At 39.5% G+C, this 17,768-nt stretch carries 18 protein-coding genes, 1 pseudogene and 1 riboswitch; of the genes and pseudogenes, 7 read left to right on the top strand and 12 right to left on the bottom strand.

From position 1 onward, the window contains the following. Nucleotides 1-99 precede the first annotated feature (99 nt). Together C9J12_RS09640 and C9J12_RS09635 are read right to left on the bottom strand one after the other, a co-directional pair. Complete coding sequence (locus tag C9J12_RS09640) at nt 100-783, bottom strand: cytochrome b/b6 domain-containing protein (protein WP_107242503.1); 684 nt, start codon at nt 781-783, stop codon at nt 100-102. A 295-nt stretch (nt 784-1,078) separates the two neighbouring features. Beyond that, entirely contained in the window at nt 1,079-3,475 is a 2,397-nt protein-coding gene (locus C9J12_RS09635) for a fatty acid cis/trans isomerase (protein WP_107242502.1), read from the bottom strand. Nucleotides 3,476-3,745: 270 nt separating this feature from the next. Here C9J12_RS09635 and C9J12_RS09630 point away from each other — a divergent pair, with 270 nt between their 5' ends. Further along, entirely contained in the window at nt 3,746-4,048 is a 303-nt protein-coding gene (locus C9J12_RS09630) for a hypothetical protein (RefSeq protein WP_107242501.1), read from the top strand. Here the strand turns inward: C9J12_RS09630 and C9J12_RS09625 are convergent. Together C9J12_RS09625 and C9J12_RS09620 are read right to left on the bottom strand one after the other, a co-directional pair. Further along, on the bottom strand, nt 4,004-5,293 hold the full coding sequence (locus C9J12_RS09625; protein ID WP_107242500.1) for a winged helix-turn-helix domain-containing protein: 1,290 nt from the start codon (nt 5,291-5,293) through the stop codon (nt 4,004-4,006). The two genes, C9J12_RS09630 and C9J12_RS09625, sit on opposite strands and share 45 nt — an antisense overlap. Nucleotides 5,294-5,678: 385 nt before the next feature. Continuing rightward, the gene (locus C9J12_RS09620; protein WP_006229380.1) at nt 5,679-6,131 is read right to left on the bottom strand and encodes a DUF3069 domain-containing protein; all 453 of its coding nucleotides are present in this window, start codon (nt 6,129-6,131) and stop codon (nt 5,679-5,681) included. A 260-nt stretch (nt 6,132-6,391) separates the two neighbouring features. Here C9J12_RS09620 and C9J12_RS09615 point away from each other — a divergent pair, with 260 nt between their 5' ends. The 5 genes from C9J12_RS09615 (at nt 6,392) to C9J12_RS09595 (ending at nt 10,416) form a co-directional block, all read left to right on the top strand. Then, a complete protein-coding gene (locus C9J12_RS09615) occupies nt 6,392-7,330 on the top strand; it encodes a GGDEF domain-containing response regulator (protein WP_407675675.1) in 939 nt (312 codons plus the stop codon). 236 nt (nt 7,331-7,566) lie between these two features. Then, a complete protein-coding gene (locus C9J12_RS09610) occupies nt 7,567-8,235 on the top strand; it encodes a YceH family protein (protein WP_107242498.1) in 669 nt (222 codons plus the stop codon). Between the two features lie 68 nt (nt 8,236-8,303). After that, on the top strand, nt 8,304-8,672 hold the full coding sequence (locus tag C9J12_RS09605) for a GIY-YIG nuclease family protein (RefSeq protein WP_322348870.1): 369 nt from the start codon (nt 8,304-8,306) through the stop codon (nt 8,670-8,672). A gap of 325 nt (nt 8,673-8,997) precedes the next feature. Next, a complete protein-coding gene (locus C9J12_RS09600; protein WP_011220765.1) occupies nt 8,998-9,537 on the top strand; it encodes a YaeQ family protein in 540 nt (179 codons plus the stop codon). Nucleotides 9,538-9,762: 225 nt separating this feature from the next. Continuing rightward, entirely contained in the window at nt 9,763-10,416 is a 654-nt protein-coding gene (locus C9J12_RS09595) for a YdcF family protein (RefSeq protein WP_107242497.1), read from the top strand. Nucleotides 10,417-10,524: 108 nt separating this feature from the next. Here the strand turns inward: C9J12_RS09595 and C9J12_RS09590 are convergent, their stop codons facing one another. Both C9J12_RS09590 and C9J12_RS09585 read right to left on the bottom strand, forming a co-directional pair. Then, nucleotides 10,525-11,193, bottom strand: a complete 669-nt coding sequence (locus C9J12_RS09590) for a glutathione S-transferase family protein (RefSeq protein WP_107242496.1) — start codon at nt 11,191-11,193, stop codon at nt 10,525-10,527. Nucleotides 11,194-11,236: 43 nt separating this feature from the next. Further along, nucleotides 11,237-11,848, bottom strand: coding sequence for a glutathione S-transferase (locus C9J12_RS09585; RefSeq protein WP_107242495.1), 612 nt, complete (start codon nt 11,846-11,848; stop codon nt 11,237-11,239). A gap of 109 nt (nt 11,849-11,957) precedes the next feature. Between C9J12_RS09585 and C9J12_RS09580 the strand changes: the two genes are divergently transcribed. After that, nucleotides 11,958-12,566 carry a TetR/AcrR family transcriptional regulator gene (locus C9J12_RS09580; RefSeq protein WP_107242494.1) on the top strand — a complete coding sequence of 203 codons (609 nt, stop codon included), beginning with the start codon at nt 11,958-11,960 and terminating at the stop codon, nt 12,564-12,566. A gap of 80 nt (nt 12,567-12,646) precedes the next feature. On the opposite strand, the gene C9J12_RS09575 is transcribed toward C9J12_RS09580, so the two are convergent. From C9J12_RS09575 to C9J12_RS09550, 6 genes and pseudogenes are all read right to left on the bottom strand, one after another. Next, nucleotides 12,647-13,315 (bottom strand): TenA family protein, encoded by a 669-nt coding sequence (locus C9J12_RS09575; protein WP_107242493.1) that lies wholly within the window; start codon nt 13,313-13,315, stop codon nt 12,647-12,649. 38 nt (nt 13,316-13,353) lie between these two features. Continuing rightward, nucleotides 13,354-14,295 (bottom strand): ABC transporter substrate-binding protein, encoded by a 942-nt coding sequence (locus tag C9J12_RS09570; RefSeq protein ID WP_107242492.1) that lies wholly within the window; start codon nt 14,293-14,295, stop codon nt 13,354-13,356. 87 nt (nt 14,296-14,382) lie between these two features. After that, nucleotides 14,383-15,120: pseudogene (locus C9J12_RS09565) on the bottom strand (ABC transporter permease); the annotation flags it as partial. A gap of 76 nt (nt 15,121-15,196) precedes the next feature. Next, on the bottom strand, nt 15,197-15,952 hold the full coding sequence (locus C9J12_RS09560; protein WP_170111750.1) for an ABC transporter ATP-binding protein: 756 nt from the start codon (nt 15,950-15,952) through the stop codon (nt 15,197-15,199). A gap of 41 nt (nt 15,953-15,993) precedes the next feature. Then, nucleotides 15,994-16,824 carry a bifunctional hydroxymethylpyrimidine kinase/phosphomethylpyrimidine kinase gene (gene thiD / locus C9J12_RS09555; protein ID WP_107242489.1) on the bottom strand — a complete coding sequence of 277 codons (831 nt, stop codon included), beginning with the start codon at nt 16,822-16,824 and terminating at the stop codon, nt 15,994-15,996. Nucleotides 16,825-16,903: 79 nt separating this feature from the next. After that, nucleotides 16,904-17,001, bottom strand: a riboswitch (TPP riboswitch). Between the two features lie 183 nt (nt 17,002-17,184). Beyond that, a complete protein-coding gene (locus C9J12_RS09550; protein ID WP_107242488.1) occupies nt 17,185-17,754 on the bottom strand; it encodes a PhnA domain-containing protein in 570 nt (189 codons plus the stop codon). Nucleotides 17,755-17,768 lie beyond the last annotated feature (14 nt).

Below are 17,768 nucleotides of genomic sequence, written 5' to 3'. Positions count from 1 at the left end.
GCAACTCTAATAAAAAAACACCGAAGGTATATGACATTTAACCATACTGCCTTCGGTGTTTTTTAGTATTTGTTTGTAATTTACATTTAAATATGGGGTTTAAAAAAGATAAGCAACAATGTCTTTTGCTAAGTATGAATATACAGCAGAGCCTATTGTGGCAAAAACTATCCAGCCAATAAGGCCATTGACCATTTTCGGAGCCGCATCTGTATCGATTTCTGTGACTGTTTCTTTGCGGCCATTGAGCATTGGTTTTATTAGGTTATCTTTCTTGTATAGATAAAAGAAAATAGCCACAAGGTGTAAAACAATAGCACCGAGCATAACATCAAAATTCAATGCATGAATCTCTGTCATCAAACTGCTTTCTTCACCGGTAATGTACCTTGCTAAAGGGCCTTCAGATATAATATCGTCGTTAGCAAAAAGACCTGTGATCAGCTGAGTAGCCAGTAAAATGAAGAAGCCTAAAACCATATAGCCCCCAGCAGGGTTATGGCCTAAATGCACCTCATCATTTTTCGTCTTACGCATTGATTGAAAATATTGAAGAACAGCACGTGGAGTACGAACAAAGAGAAGAAACCTTGCTGTGTCACTGCCAATAAAGCCCCAAATAATACGCGTTAACAGAAGCGTTAATAGGAAGTAAGCAATAGCAAAATGCCAGTCCATTAGCCCTTCAGTACCCGTGTACCATAATCCGCCAATACACAAGACTTGAAGCCAGTGGTAACCACGAACAAAGCTATCCCAGATAGCTGTTGTTGATACTTTCATAATACTTTCCATTAGATTGTTATAGGACGGTTAAGATTGACGTGATAAATATGTCACCGGAAATTTTGTACGCAACGATATTAAACGTTAGCTGCATACGCGCTATTTTCTCAAAATTAACAATCTAGTACTACATTTGTTGCATTTTTTTACAATTAATTTATATGAAAAAGCCAGTAGAAACTTTCTACTGGCTCTAGATACGAATCTAGACAAATACCTGATCATCCTTGCTGGTTAAAATGATTTACCCAGAACGGTATAACAAGAGTCAACGTACCTTAAAACAAGCTACTCATCTGTTTTGAATACGATTGTAATCAAGAATACCTGATTCAATAGGGTAGTTGTGCTTATATTGCTTTATCAAGGCATCACTGAAAGACCAGAAGGAAGAATTTGTTCGACGAATCCCGTATTTATCTAATAACCTTTCATAATCACCATTGGTTTTCACTTTGAGCGCTTGATCTACCAAGGCTGGGAGCTCACTTTCTTTTATTAGCCAAAAAGCGGCGGGGTAACTACCCAGTAACCCCTTGACTAGAGTCACTGTATCACGTTTATATTGCCTGTTTGATTTCTCATCAAATAAGCTAGAAATGTTCTTATGGGCACTATTTCTTATCAAGGTGAAGAGCTGAGGATCTAGGGAAGCATCTTCTGGTTCAACCATAATAAAAGTGAGTTCAGGGAATATGGAGGCATCTTCTCCTCGTAATTTATTGATCTTGCGAAGAGACTCCTTACTTTCATTTGAAAGCTGTGTTGATTCTAGCGAATAACGTGTCGGCGTTACATTTTCAACGCGCTTCTTTAGCATTTGTAATAATTCATGCTTAGGATTACTTGTTGTATAGGTAACCCCTGTTGGTTGGTCGAACGTATTGATATCACCTTCAAGATACGTCGTTAAATTTTTATTAGCGCCTTGATACCAATCGGCAAGCTCTTGATGGCGATTTTTTGTCGGTAAAAATGATAAGAAATTTGACTCGCCTTCCATGCGTAGAAGATCCATGTACATACGTGTAATTAACTGATGACCATAATTACCATAGACATCAAAACCAGCGACAAGTAAGTAATGAATACGTTCTAATAGCGAATAGTCGATGACCCATGCCGTTTTAGGATGCTCACCGATTAAGCCTTGAACAACAGATGCACTATCGAAATGGCGGAACACCGTTAAGGTAGCGTTGGTATTTGTACCATCACCATCCCAAATCAGTTGAGTCGTTAAGTGTGCACCATTTTTGAATCGTTCATCCATGTAGGCATTTTTAGCGCGTATAAATCGACCTTGTTGCTTGGAATATGAAATCCAATTAGCAATAGTGGCGGTATTGCTTTCCTTTTCTGCGGGAAGATGAAGGTTTTCTGCTTGTGAACGATAAAATGAGTTTACTTGCGTGAAATTAGACATATCAGGGTCAACAAAAAACACCCAAAAGCGGTCATTAATAACATTAAGTGCAAGCTGCCCTCTACATACAGGGCCCTTTATATACGCCATAATCGTATTTTGTGCATTATCAAGCATGAACTTATAGCGTGCCTCAACGGGCAATTCAGTGAAGGCTGTTAGCGGGTTTGCAGCTACCTTGGGTTTGTAGCTTGGTAAGGCAGTTATTGTGTAATTAGGCTCAATAAATAATGATTTTATACGCTCAAGCTTTTCATTGTTTAGTGCGTATGGCATATGTGTTTTATCAACAATCGTTTCGCGCACTTGTACTAAGCGATAGTAGACGCGATCTACCTTGGGATCATCGTAAGGTCGGCGAGTGGCGACCAGATTAATCGGCTTACCGGGTGCTGTTCTCGATCTTACCAATTTGAAGAAGGTCGGTATTTCTTGCTTACGTACTTCTTCTGTATCGAAGTATAAATGTGAAACGAATACATGTTCAAATATATAACGGCTTGTTAGTTGTTGTTTTAATGAATTTAGATTTAAGAATGCTTCCCATTTTGCCACTTCTTTAAGTTCAGTGCTTGAAGGGGGAGCGACGGCTGTCATTGGTGCACCTACCGTAACCCACTGCATCAAAACATCATTTTCAATGCTTGATATTTGCGGTAAACCGTAAGGCATTCCCCACTTAGGGTATTTTTCTTCATAGGTGCTCATTTCTTCAATGGTAGGGCACTGTTGATCACGATCGAGAGAAAAGTCCCAAGAGTCATCAAGAATTTCATTATTCGGTAAAGGGTGGTTTTGCTTTAACTGAAGCATTCGGGCAATAACACCGGCTTGTGTATTGGCTTCTGGTGATTGTAGGCGCTCATTCAATACAGGAGAAAAGCCTTTATCGCGCCATTCAGCGGTTGTTTGTGCATCTATAAACATTCGAGTTGTATTAGAGGCGAGTAACCGTGTGCCTTGGTACACTTTATCTTTATTAGCGCCACGGTCGATACCTTTAGCGGATGACATCTTCAGCTGACAAGGAGCATCATAACAAGCGTGACAGACGACACACCTGTTGTCTATTATGGGTTTAATATTATTGACATAATGTTGAGCCTGGAAAGATCCTGCATCTAACATACGCTGTTGAGGTTCAGGTGTACCATATAGCTTATTGTAATTTAAACTCGCGTAAGCGGCACATCCAGAAAATATAACGGATGCTAGTATTAAAATTGCATGTTTGTAGTGCTTAAAAAAAGGTTTATACATCATCGATTATCAACCTATTTACTTTTTGTTTATTGGTGTTAGCTAATCAAATTTTTCTTAATTTTCACAAAAGAGACTGATTTTAAAGGCACTTATTAAGTTATATAAAATGATCAGCACGTTGATTAAACACATGTACTGAATAAATAATATAGTATTAAATTTAATTATATCAAAACACTATAACCGTACTGAGTTTGATTGGTGTATTGTCGTTGTAATAAGAAATTTTTATAACGCTAAGCTAACAGCGATGAGTACGTAAGGGGGAGTATGTTTGGGTTAAGAGCAGCAGGGCGAGATGGTGTGTCCTCAGGCATTTTCCTTATTGGTTTTGGTTTACTTTACTTAACAGGTTGGTGGTGGCCTGGTTTACTCATTTTACTGGGTGTTACCGGTATTGTTGATATGGTAATGAGTGCCAATTGGAAGGGGGCTGCCAAAACTGCTGTAGTATTTATGATTACAGCGATCGTACTTTGGGGGCTGGTAGGAATAGGGATCATGTGGAATGTTTTGATCCCCGGCTTACTAATCTTGGTAGGTATTTTTTGGGTCTACCGTGGATTCAAGTGATGTATTGTTTTTTTCACTATTATGCAACCAATATAATCCCGTATCATCGCTTAAGATAAGGTTTAGGTAATCTTGCTGGTAGACAAGGTACGTAAAGGTGGGCGTATTATTTAAATAGGTATCTTGCATAGTTTTTTCTGTTGTTAAGGCAATCGATTTACTTTCAATGATTTCTTTACTTGGTTGATACGACCAATGAAACATTTCAGGTGTAATTATTATTGTCTTCAAAAATTGAGACTGTGTTTTATCATATTCTTGAGCAGAGGCAGCTCGAATAGATAATGCATGGTGGTAGTCACTTTTGTTTTCAGTTATGAATGACATAAATGAGTAATTCAATGCGCCAGATTGCTCTTTAGATATATAATAATGGATAACTTTTGAATGAATACCTGAGCCATCAAGATAATTCATAAATGATTGTGCAGTGGGTTCACGCGCCAGTTCAGTTTGAATGATGGGCGTTTCACGGTATGTTTTCATATTCTTAGATAGAAAACCGGAGAACTGTTCCCAATTTTCAGCTGTGACGGTATAAGAGAAATCACTGCTCTCTATACAGTTGTCTTGATCATTAAGGCGACACCATGCAAATGAATAAAGATCGTTATTTTTGTATCCAATAATTCTTCGTTCTATAATTAAAGATGGATCAAATAACATTTTGTGTTCTTTATATATTTCAATTGATTTCGTTCTTAGATCAATAATATCAGCTTTTGTTTTACCGATGAATGTTAACTGGTTAGTGCTTATAACATCTTCAGTGATGATGTATTTATCTGGGGTTGGTACTGGTTCTGGAAAAAAATAATAAGATAAACCAGCAATAGCAACGGCACCAGAAAAGGCACAACCAATGAACAATGGTGATTTCTTTTTATCAGAGTTTGTTTGTTCTACATGTGTATTTAAGTTGACTTCTTCACGTACGAAATCACGAATCTGATATCCTACGCGAGGTAAGGTTTCAATGATATCGCCTTTCTTTTCTTCATGTAATTTTACGCGTAAAGCGCGTATAACTTGAAATAAAGATGCTTCGGTTACGATGCGATCTGGCCATCCTGCTTTTAGTAATTCATTTTTTGTTACGGGGCGACCATAATTTTCGATCAGATACGCCAAAATATACTGTTCAGAAAGGTTTAGTTTCTGAGTCGAATCTGCTGATTTTAGGATGCCAAGACTTGGAACATAGCAAATATCTGTTCGAAACTTAATCTGCTCAGTGCTGGACATTCATACCTCTAACTAATGAAGAACATTCAACTATCATTGAATTACATAAGAGTTTGATATTATCACGAAATAAGTTAAAAACCATTTTTACGGCTAATGATTCACATAATCATGACATAAGTTCACAGAAATTAAAGCTTGTATCTATTTGAAAAATAGATGATTTGATTTTAATGACAATAAATAGAAAATGAAAATCTTATGGGCGGTGTTCAATAATTAAACGTTCAGGAAGTAGGGAAAGAGCGAGGTGTACAAATATTATCCTTGTTGGGCGATATGGGACCAATCATTCTTTTGTTTAAATAAAAAGTAACGATCGACTTTAGTATTTGTCGAAGAAAATAAAAGGGAAGCGAGAACTTCCCTTTTTATTTAGCAAGAATTACTTCTTGAAAATTTCCTGAAACTCACGCTTCATTGGAGGATTACGACGTGCTTGTTTTAGCTGCTTACACAGATCTTTTAGACAGTTGTGAAGAACTTTATCAAGCAATACAGCTTTGTATTCCTGTTGCTCTTCTTCGCTCATGTGATCTGGTAGTGTTGTTTCTTGCATTTCACCAAGGAAATCAACACCAGAGTAGCTCTGGCTTAGTGCAACAAGTGCGTGGAATTGTTCAAAGTTATCGAGAACATTCTGTGCACTTCCTGGCATGCTATTCCATGCTTCACGGGAAGTAGGCTCGGATACCATATAAACACTGATTAGCATATCCATCAGTTCTTCAGGTACTTCTTCGAATGCAACGACTTGACGTAATTCTGGTGAACATTCATCAAGAGTCAATGTTGGTTCATTAACGAGTTGCTCGTCTTTTGTTTCAATCTCAGACATAGCCATTTCCTACAGCATTTATGATTTAAGGAGGGGAATCCTATATTTCTAACATCAAATGTCAACATATCATGTAATTTCAGAGATAAAATCTCGTAGATTTAAAAATGTAATCTAGATCACGTTAGATAATTTATAGTAGAAAATGCACGTTTTTTGCAAGGTTAGGTTGGCATTACTCTGTTTATAGACAGCATGTGTGCTATAAATTATGATAAATACAAGTATATTCATATCAATAGGATACTTTCATGGAAGCAATGCGTATCTTACTGGTTGATGACGTTCATTTAGAACGCATGCAACTTGCAATGAGATTGCAGCGATTAGGTCATATCGTTGAAGCGGTTAGCTCTGGGCATGAAGCCATTGAGCGATATCCTCTTTTCGATCCTGACTTATTATTGTTGGATATCAGTATGCCTAATATGAGTGGAATGGAAGTTGCCCATAAAATTCGAAGTGACCACCTTGAGTGGGTGCCAATCATCTTTTTAAGCGGTCACGATGAACCCGAAATGATTGCAAAAGCCATTGATATGGGCGGAGATGATTATCTAGTCAAGCCTGTAAATAAAATTGTATTGGCATCGAAACTAAAAGCAATGCAACGTATTGCGGCTATGCGTCATCAATTAAAACAAGCAACCGTAAAGTTAGAAGAAGTGAATGAACTGCTATCACAGCAAGTCAATGAAGATGGGTTAACTCAGATTGCTAATCGACGTTTTCTAGATCAAAAACTGACCGAGTTTATTTCTTGGCATGGTCGTCATGAGCTTTCTCTTACTATTATCATGATTGATGTTGATCACTTTAAAGACTACAACGATTATTATGGTCACCTTGATGGCGATCGTTGTTTACAGTTAGTGTCTGGCGCGCTAAAGGCTAACTTTAGTCGTGCTGGGGAATTAGCTGCACGTTATGGCGGTGAAGAGTTTGTTATTTTAGTGAGTAATTGTGATAAGACTCGAGCTGTGAAAGAGTGCGAAAGGCTTAAATCTAGTATTAATGGATTAGCGATACCGCATTTTCAGTCGGCGACCTCGAATATTGTAACGGTGAGCCAAGGTATGGTGTCTTGGGTACCTACAGGGTTAGAAACGGCTGAGAATATGTATCAGATTGTCGATAAAGTCTTGTATAAAGCCAAAGAGCAAGGGCGTAACCGTTTTGTTGTGGCTGAGTTTACATAATTGGACGCTGGTTCTATCTGAACTTGAAAGTTAGCTGAGTTAAGTATGAGCACAACATCGCGGGTTGTGCTTTTTTGTTTGTGAAGAGTGCCTCAAAATGGCAACTTTTGAAGTAAGTCTGATATTTGTTTACCTAATGATTAAATTTCCATCACTTGATCCTATCAACCCTTGTCGTTATAGCATCTCATGCTAATCTGCTATAGATAATCATAATGATAGGGTGAGGGAAGATCATGGATATTAACTTTTCACAAAATGAAGCGCGTGTGATTGGTTGTTTACTTGAAAAAGAAGTAACCACTCCAGATCAATACCCATTGACACTGAATGCACTCACGACAGCGTGTAATCAGAAAAGTAACCGTGAACCAGTAATGGCGTTAGATGAAGCAACAGTGCTTGATACTGTTGAGCTGCTAAAAGAAAAGCGTTTAATCAATGATGTTTCTAGTTTTGGTAGCCGTGTATCAAAGTTTCAGCATCGTTTTTGTAACACTGAATTTGGTTCTCTAAAGTTCACTTCTCAAGAATTTGCAGCTGTTTGCGTTATGTTATTACGTGGACCGCAAAGTGCTGGCGAAATTCGTACACGCACAAATCGGTTGTGTACATTCAGTGACGTAAAAGAAGTTGAAGCAATGTTAGATGGCTTAGCTGAACATGCTAAAGGTCCTTATATGGTTAAATTACCGCGTGAATCAGGTAAGCGTGATTGCCGTTATATGCATTTATTCAGTGGTGAAGTCGATGTTGAAGCACTTGCAGCAGCAGTTAAGTCTGCCTCTCCTGCAGGGCTTGCCAGTGCTAATAATGAAAGGTTTGCAGAACTAGAAGAAGACATGAAAGCAATGAAGCTAGAAATAGCTGAATTGAAGGAATTATTAGAATCGCTTACGTCGTAACAAAAAGGCACCCCCTAACAACTATTTGGCTCGGCTTATGCCGAGCTTTTTATATTGTGTAGATTACTATGAAAAACCAAGATGCAATGCCACTTGATAGCATTGATAGCATTGATAGCATTGATAGCATTGATAGCAAACTTGCCCCTTTAGAAACGCAGCAACCAATCTGGTCGGTTTACTTGATTCGAACGGTATCTAATACTCTGTACTGTGGTGTCACAACAGATGTTCAGCGGCGCTATAGTGAGCACCAATCTGGGAAAAAAGGGGCAAAGTACCTAAAAGGGAAGGGACCGCTGACTCTAGCATGGCATGAAGAAGTGGGTGATAAGCGATTAGCGATGCAAATTGAATATCGTATTAAACAGCTACCTAAAATAAAGAAAGAAGCGATCATTATTCAGTATTTGAATGTAAAAATGCTTATCCCCTAAAACTGCGTTTATAACAAAATTCCGTACATTACTTGCGGAATAACGTAGAATTGCTCTGCTTGGTTTAATCTTTTCTTTGAGTTACCTATTTTAAATCGTTTAGGTTCGATGCAACAATTATAGCAATCTAAATGAGTGACCAAATCAAATGGCGAAATCTGGTTGGTAACTATACAAACCATCAATGGTTAGTACTTTTTATTTTTCAAAATGCAGCTGTATTTTTGAGATTTATTGGTGTTTATCTCGTTGAAAAATAGATAAAAAATGTAGTATAACCATACTGATACTATACTTATTAATATACCTGTTAGGTGTTCTTCCTATGGCACAAAAAGCCACTATTTACAAAGCTCATATCAATGTAGCAGATATGGATCGTCACGTTTATTTAGATGTGCCCCATACTGTTGCTTGTCATCCATCAGAAACGCATCGACGTTTAATGTTGCGTTTGTTGGCATGGGCATTAAATGCAGATGAAAACCTTACCTTCACGAAAGGGATGAGTTCGACAGATGAGCCTGATCTTTGGACAAAAAGTCTAAGTGATGAAATTGAGCTTTGGATTGACCTTGGTCTTCCTGATGAAAAACGCATCCGTAAAGCATCAAATCGTGCTAAAAAAGTGATCATTTTTGCTTATGGCAATAATGCAGCAACAGCTTGGTGGCAGCAAAACAAGAGTAAAATAACTCAGTCTGATAACATTTCTGTTATTTACATTGATGATGAAACACTCAGCCAGCTTGAATCGATTCTTGCTCGTACAATGCAGATTCAGCTAACGATTGAAAGTGAGCAAGCTTGGTTAACTTCTGGTGAAACAAGTATTACAATTACCCCTGAATGGTGGCACCGCTAAACTTCCTCGCACTTTTCTATTTTCGAAATATAAGTATTGAACCCTGAATCTTACTCAATTTCTTGCTAAATTAAGTGTGTTTAAACGATGACAGTAATTGTTACTGTCATCGTCAATTCACATTCTTTATGCAATCTGGTTGTTCTTATTTTATTTACGAACTTGTCGTGAGGCTGGTTTGTGTAAAGCGTCTTCACGTTATTTTGAATTAAGAAGGAATCATTTATGCCAAAACATGTACATGTTCTTGCTAAGAAAATCTGGGATTACCATCTTCTTAATCAAACATTAGAAAAAAGTGACTGTATTTTTGTTTTGTGTAGCAATGATGTAAGAGTTGCAGAACATGCGGCGAAGCTCTATTTGGCAGGCTATGCACCATACATTGTATTTTCTGGCGGAGAAGGTGAGTTAACGAAAGGTTTATTTGGTTGCTCTGAGGCGGAGTACTTTGCTCATATTGCGGTAGATATGGGGGTACCACTTGAAAATATTCTTATTGAACCTCAATCAACGAACACAGGGGAGAATGTTCAATTCACTCGTGAGTTACTTGAATCAAAAGATCTGACACCCAATAAAATGATTTTAGTGCAGAAGCCATTTATGGAGCGCCGAACTTTTGCGACGGTCATGAGGCAATGGCCAGGAAAGGAAGTTATTGTAACGTCACCTGATATTTCATTTGATGAATACCCAAATGAAGGCCTGTCGTATTCTGATGTGATTAACGTAATGTTAGGGGATTTACAGCGGATAAAATATTACCCGCAGTATGGTTACTCTATTCCGCAAGATATTCCTCAAGATGTATGGAAAGCGTTTGAATGTTTGGTAGCACTTGGGTTTGATGAGCACCTTGTCGATGTGGCAAGCTAAACGTTGCGTTAAAGAAACACCAACACCGAGGCGATAAACTCGTTCTCGGTGCTAATGTTCATTTAATTTTTTTGGTATAAATAGCTTGGATATAAATGACAAATATCGCTATTGGCTTACCATTTTACGAATTTCTTTTGCGCGATCTTCATCGCTCAGCTCGGAAGGTGGAGGCGTTACAATCCCTTTCTGACAAGCAGGACGTTCGGCTAACTCATCAACCCAGCGTTGTAAATGAGGCAAACCTTCAATGCTTACGCCGCTCCAGTCGTAAGTTCTTACCCATGGCCATGTAGACATATCAGCAATTGAGTATTCATCACCTGCTAAGTATTTATTATTTGCTAGCTGAGCATCCATGACTTCAAATAAGCGACGACTTTCATTCTGATAACGCTCAATTGCCGCTGGAATTTTTTCTTGAAAGTAGCGATAAAAGACATTCGCTTGTCCCATCATTGGTCCGACACCGCCCATTTGGAACATCAGCCATTGGATCACTTGTGAACGTTTTTTTGGTTCAGATGGAATAAATTTACCTGACTTTTCAGCAAGGTAAAGTAAGATCGCACCTGATTCAAATACGGCGAAATCATCATTATCACGATCAACAATCGCGGGAATACGACCATTAGGATTAATCGCTAGGAAATCAGGAAGCTTTTGCTCGGCAGACATCAAATCCAAATGATGAACACGGTATTCTAATTCCATTTCTTCAAGTGCGATTGAAATCTTAAAGCCATTCGGTGTTGCAGCGGTATATAGATCGATCATAACCTTAATCCCTTCTTCGTATCATTATCGTTGTTATTGTTATTTAGCTTTGAACGGATGCACGTTGGCTAACACGATCAAACCAATTCAACAGATTAGGTAATGAGTCGTTAATTTCAATTTCTAAGTTTTTAATGAAGCCACACATCACAAACGCAGTAATATCTGCCACCGAGAATTTATCACCAGCGATGTATGCTGACGCAGCGAGTTGTTTATTTAAAACTGGTAAGAAATCGATAACTCGTTGACGAGATTCATGCCCCCAGCTTGTAACGCACGTTTCACGATCTTCATAGATGCCAGTGATATTACGGAATGCTTGGAACGCAGCGTAAAGCCCTTGAAATTCGACCATACGTTGCCACATTTCAATTTTTGCTTGCTCTATTGGTGTATCACCAAAGAGTGATGTTTCTGATTGAGTGACTGAATCAAAGTAACGACAAATCGCGATAGATTCACAGATTGTAGTGCCATCATCCAATTCTAAAACAGGGACTCTTCCGTTTAAGCTGATCGCCTGAAAGGCTTCACTCAGGTTTTCTCCACCACGAATATCAATATTGACACGTTCAACATCAATCCCCATTTCTGCAAGGTAAATACTGACTCTGCGAGCGCTTGGAGCGGGTGCTAATTCATAAATTTTCATGCTAAGCCTTTATCAGAACGATCGGTTAGATTATAATTTACGCAATAACAGAACGATCAGTCAAGAAAAAGATCAATCGAAAACGTAACGTGATGCACGAGGGGCTGAAATGGCGAGAACCAAAAATTTTGATCGTGAAGAAAAACTCATCGCCGCAATGGAACTATTTTGGCATAAAGGCTATGCAGATACCTCGATTGCTGATCTGGTGGATCATCTGGGCATTAATCGCTTCAGTTTGTATAACGCCTATGTCGATAAAGAAACCTTGTACCACGAATGCCTTGATTACTATTTAACTCAGATTTCTTTTCCGTCTTTAACGGAATTAGGGAAGGGTGATGCAGGGTTAGAAGCGATTAAAGCATACCTTCAGCGTTTTGCTTTATTGCAAAGAGATCAACAGTGTGGCTGCTTTATGCAAAATGCGATTCTAGAGCGTGCACATAGTGATGATGAAGTACTTAATACGGGCACAATGCTTTATACCGAGTTAGATACCGCATTGGGTCAAGCATTAAAGAATGCAAAGCAGGATGGTATAATCGGTAATAACGTGAATACTGAGCAAATGAGTCGATTTTTAGTGCTACAAATGCAAGGTATTCGTGTGTTGGGTAAAGCGCGCCAATACAATTTTATTGATGATGCAATGGTTGTATTAATCGCAATGTTAGATGCATTACGTATTACTTACTTAATAAATGTTGAAAGATAAAAGTGCTCGATCTATGTAATCATAAACCGAGCACTTAAGTTGCTTTTAAACTCTAACGTATTGTATTAACGAGGGTCTATTTACGCTTTAGCGGCATCTAGGCCTTGTTGCCAGAAGGCGATTTCCATACGCGTCGCAGTTTTGAATATCTCGCAAAGACGTTGGCCTCGAGGGCTATTTAAATCGATATTAGCCATCATGGTATCAAGGCGATCCATACCTGCACGGGCACCCGTCTGGAATTCATCACCGCTGTATAGCTCAATCCAGCTATGGTAAGGGTTACCCTCAACGATGGTTTCAGGATGGCTTATTAATGCTTTGCCAATATCAGCATAACCGATAGCACAAGGTGCAAGGGCAACATATAAATCAGTTAGATCACCAGCCATACCTGTATCTAAAACATAACGTGTATAAGCAACAGTACCAAAAGCTTCTGGTTCTGCTTCCATATCACTTTCAGTGAGCCCCCATTGTGCGCAATAGGTAACATGATGACAGGTTTCATTTTCAATTAATGCTTGTAAGCTTGGTAGCGGTGCACGCATTTCTTCAAGGGTTTGCGCTTTATAAATAGCCAAAGCATAAGCACGGGCATAGTGCTTTAAAAATAGGAAGTCTTGCTTTAAATAATGCAAATAAGCGGCTTGGTTTAATTGACCATTAGCAAGCTGCATAACAAATGCGTGCTCGGTGTATTCTGTATATTCTTGCTGGCAAGCTTGAATAAGATCCAAGTGGTTCATTGTGTTGTACCTTTTATCAAATGAGAATAACAAACAGCTTATAGTGTTGGTACGTAATCAATCGCTTTCGGTGCTTTAGCGATGATTTTGTGTTGGTACATGAAATTTGCGAAGTTGTCATAACGTTCTAGATCAACCGCTGATGGACGAAGCGCAAAGCGGGGCAGAGTATCACGCCATGCACGGCGGTTTAATTCGTTATTGAGTGTGTCTGGGTTGTAAGCAACGAACTCTTTCCATGCTTGATCTGGGTGGTTAATGATGTACTGAGTCGCCAGTTCAACCGCTTTATTGAATTTCTTGATTGTTGCTTTGTCGTAGTTATTTTTATTGGCGACAACAATGAGCTCATCGTACGAAGGTACACCGTGTTCTTCTGGAAAGAATGCTTTTGATTTATAGCCTTCAAGCTCAAGTTGATTACTTTCGAAGTTACGCAAACCACCCCAAATAGCATCCACTTTTCCTGATGCTAACGAAGAAGAAAGCGCCCAACCGACATTAATAATCTGAACATCTTTGTACTCAACACCCGCAGTGTTTAGCATTGTGCCGATTGTTGCTTCTTCATTGCCCGCAATGGCAATACCTATCTTTTTACCCTTAAGGTCTGCGAGCGAATTGATCTTATTATTATCAAGAACCATTAAGGTATTTAGTGGTGCGGCAATTAACGTTGCAGAACGGATAAGCGGTAAACCAGCGGCAACATCAATAGTCAGGCTTGTTTGGTAAGAAACAGCCAAATCAACTTTATTTGCAGCCACAAGCTTGGCTGGCATGCTTGGATCGGCAGGCTCTTGAATCTCAATATTTAGCCCTTGCTCTTTAAACAGTCCTTTTTCTTGAGCAATAATGATCGGTCCATGATTTGGGTTTACAAACCAATCGAGCATTAACGTCAAATCTTTAGCGGCAGCACTGAAAGTAGTGGCTGAAAGTGCAAGTGCAAGCAAGCTTTTAGATAGCGTTTTTTTCATGTTTAACGTCCTTTTTGTATTTTTATAATAAGTAATATCAATCTAAATAAGTAAGTGGTGCTTTTTATTGTTTTCAACGGGCAAGAATTACTGCTTTGATTGCCACGGTATTGCACGTTTAAGTAATAGATCGGCTGTAAAATAAAGAGTGATAGAAAATGTTGCCAAAATGAGTAGCGCAGCAAACATCTCATCAATCATCATACGAGCATTTGCTTGCAGCATCAGATAACCAAGCCCTTCACTAGAACCTACCCATTCACCGACAACTGCCCCGATAGGCGCGACAACAACTGCAATCCTAATACCAGAAGCTAAAGCGGGTAGAGCAGCAGGAAGGCGCACATGGCGAAGTAATTGCCATTTAGAGGCTCCCATGGTTTTTGCTAAGTCTAAATAGCCGGTAGGTGTGTGTCTTAGTCCGTCATAACAACATGTTGTTACAGGGAAGAAGATGATCAGTGCAGCCATAACAATTTTTGAAGCAATACCATAGCCAAGCCATAGCATTAGAATGGGCGCGATAGCAAAAACAGGAATGGCTTGGCTCGCAATTAAAATCGGTAATAACCAACGGCGTAACGGGTTAAATAACAACATTTGTAGGGCAAAGAATAAGCCCATGGATAGCCCTAATAACAAACCTAATATGACTTCAGATGCTGTTACCCAAGCATGGCTAAGCAGTACATCGTAACGTTGAATCAGTTTGTTAAAAACAGCAAACGGCCCCGGCAAAATAAAGGAGGGGAGTTCAAATATCATAACCACACTTTGCCATAGCCCAATAATAATGGTGGCGCTAATAAGTAACCGAATAATCGGGTATGACGTCGCCTGACTAAGGGCGCTTTTTTGTAAAACTGACTGAGCTGCAAGTTGAGGGTGGGTACTTTGTAGATCAGACATAATCTCGCTCCAATCGTTCGATAATATTTTGCTGTAACCCTGCAAGCTCGGCATCAAATTGACGAGGAGTACTTGCCGATGGTACGGGTAGATGCTGCATAACGGCAGGTGCGCTGGTCATTAGTAAAATCTGGTGCCCTAGGCGTAGCGCTTCCTGAGGATCATGAGTGATGAGTAAAACCGTTTTGTTTTTCAGAAGCTGTGCAGCGAGGTTTTGAAGTTTATGCCTTGTCACGGCATCTAATGCCGAGAAAGGTTCATCCATTAAAACAACTGGTTTGTCTTGCATCAGTGTACGCGCCAGTGCAACTCGCTGGCGCATACCACCTGATAAGCTGTCAGGAAAAGCATTTACATAATCACTGAGCCCAACATGTTCAAGCAGCTCTAAAGCACGGCGCTTGTCATTAGTATTTGGTTTCCCTTTACTGATCTTGATACTGAAACACACGTTATCCAGTACATTCAACCAAGGAAACAGTAAATCTTGCTGTGCCATATAGGCAACCTGACTAGATAATTGCTGGTCATTATTGGTTGTTAATTGGCCTTGCCACTGCACTTCATCATCTATCAACCCTGCAAGTAAGCGTAATAGTGACGTTTTTCCACAACCACTTCGACCTAGAATACAAGTCCATTGCCCAGTAGGGAGTTGTATATTCAAGTTTTCAAATAATGTTGTTGGGCTATTGAGGTAACGTAATTTGCAATTCGCTAAATTAACCCCAACACCTGATTTCATCATGGTATCTGTCGTCATGGTTGTTCTCACATTGATCTGTTGAATTACGCTTCAGGGTTAAAATGACCCGCAAAGAAATGATGAACAGGACCATGCCCTGAACCTATTTCTAATTCGTCAGCATGAAAAATAGCGTGGGAAATATAACCCTTGGCGTGAGTAACAGCTTCGACGAGTGGGTAGCCTTGTGCTAAGAAAGAGGCGATAGCAGCAGAAAGAGTACAACCTGTACCGTGTGTATTACGGGTGATAATACGTTTTGTGCTAAAGCGATAAACATCATCAGCTGTGATCAGAATATCGGTACTGTTTTCATCTTGTTCAAGATGCCCGCCTTTTAGCAGTACTGACTTAGCACCAAGCGTGCGTAAACCTTCAATCATCGCATCCATTTCTACTTCACTTGTAGGTGCTTTACAGCCCAAGAGTGCAGCGGCTTCTGGAAGATTAGGAGTAATAATATCGGCGAGGGGTAACAGCACATCTTTAAGCGTCGCAATGGCATCTTGTTGCAATAATAGATCGCCACTGGTAGCAACCATAACAGGATCGATAACAAGATGTTGAGGCTGATATTGATGCAGTTTGTTAGCAACGGCTTTAATAATAATAGTGTCGCTTAACATACCGATTTTTACGGCTTTAATGTCTAAATCGCTAAATACAGCATCAAGTTGCTGTTCAACAAACGCTGGTGGAATCGAAAATATGCCAGAAACGCCCAGTGTATTTTGTGCAGTTAACGCAGTAATTGCGGAGCAAGCATAACCACCTGTTGCAGAAATTGCTTTGATGTCGGCTTGAATACCTGCGCCGCCGCCACTGTCTGAACCTGCAATAGTAAGAGTAATCGGTGTTTTTGATAAAGACGTCATGTGTTAATCCCTAAATGATACGCGAAGGGTTAACAGCTGCCTTGAAAGCGATGCCAAGTATGTTTATTGGCAAAAGAGAAGGGCATTACTATTAGTTCCCTCCGCCAATGTTAATTGGATCAGGTTCAACGGGTCCCACAAAAGTGGTCTCAGCCTAAGGCTCCCCGACTAACAAGCTCACAACAGAAGTAAAAATATTCTGCTGCAATAAATTTGGTTCGATTATAGGCTGAGATAATCATCAATTACCAGCAATAAAACAAAAAGCCCCAATCATTATCGGAGAATCTCCGGCGATGATTGGGGCTTTTTCATGCTTGAAACAAGCAATCAGATTACTTTGCAAAGGTGCAAAATAACTTATTTCTTACGGCAGTACTCAGCAATGATGTACATAGACTGACCGCTTGCTTTACCTGAAACTAGCTTAGGATCGTCGCTTAAGCTAATACCACGAACAACAGTACCTTGCTTGATTACGTTGTTAGAACCTTTGATTGGAAGGTCTTTGATGATAGTAACGTCATCACCTTTCTTTAATTCAACACCGTTAACATCGCGTGGTTTTTCAGCGTTGTCATCAACAAGGCCTTTATCGGCCCATTCTTTAACATCGTCTTCCATGTACATCATTTCAACTAGGTCTTGTGCCCAGTCGGTTTTATCTGCAAGACGAGTTAGGTGGCGGTAAGCCACTACTTGAACAGCTGGCACTTGGCTCCACATGCTGTCGTTTAGGCAACGCCAGTGGTTTGTATCAGCTGTTTCTGGGTTTTCAATCTGGCTATGGCAAGTTTCACAAAGCAATACACAGTTACCAGCACTTGAATCAGGTGATGCTGCAACAGCATGTACCGTCAAGTTAGAGTCAGATGCACATAGTTCACATTTAGAGTCACTACGTTGCTTTAAGGCTTGTTCGATTGTCATGGGACTTTTTCCAT

It is taken from the genome of Photobacterium frigidiphilum, assembly GCF_003025615.1.
GTDB classification, from domain to species: Bacteria; Pseudomonadota; Gammaproteobacteria; order Enterobacterales; family Vibrionaceae; genus Photobacterium; species Photobacterium frigidiphilum.
This window is presented reverse-complemented; position numbering and strand designations above follow the sequence as displayed.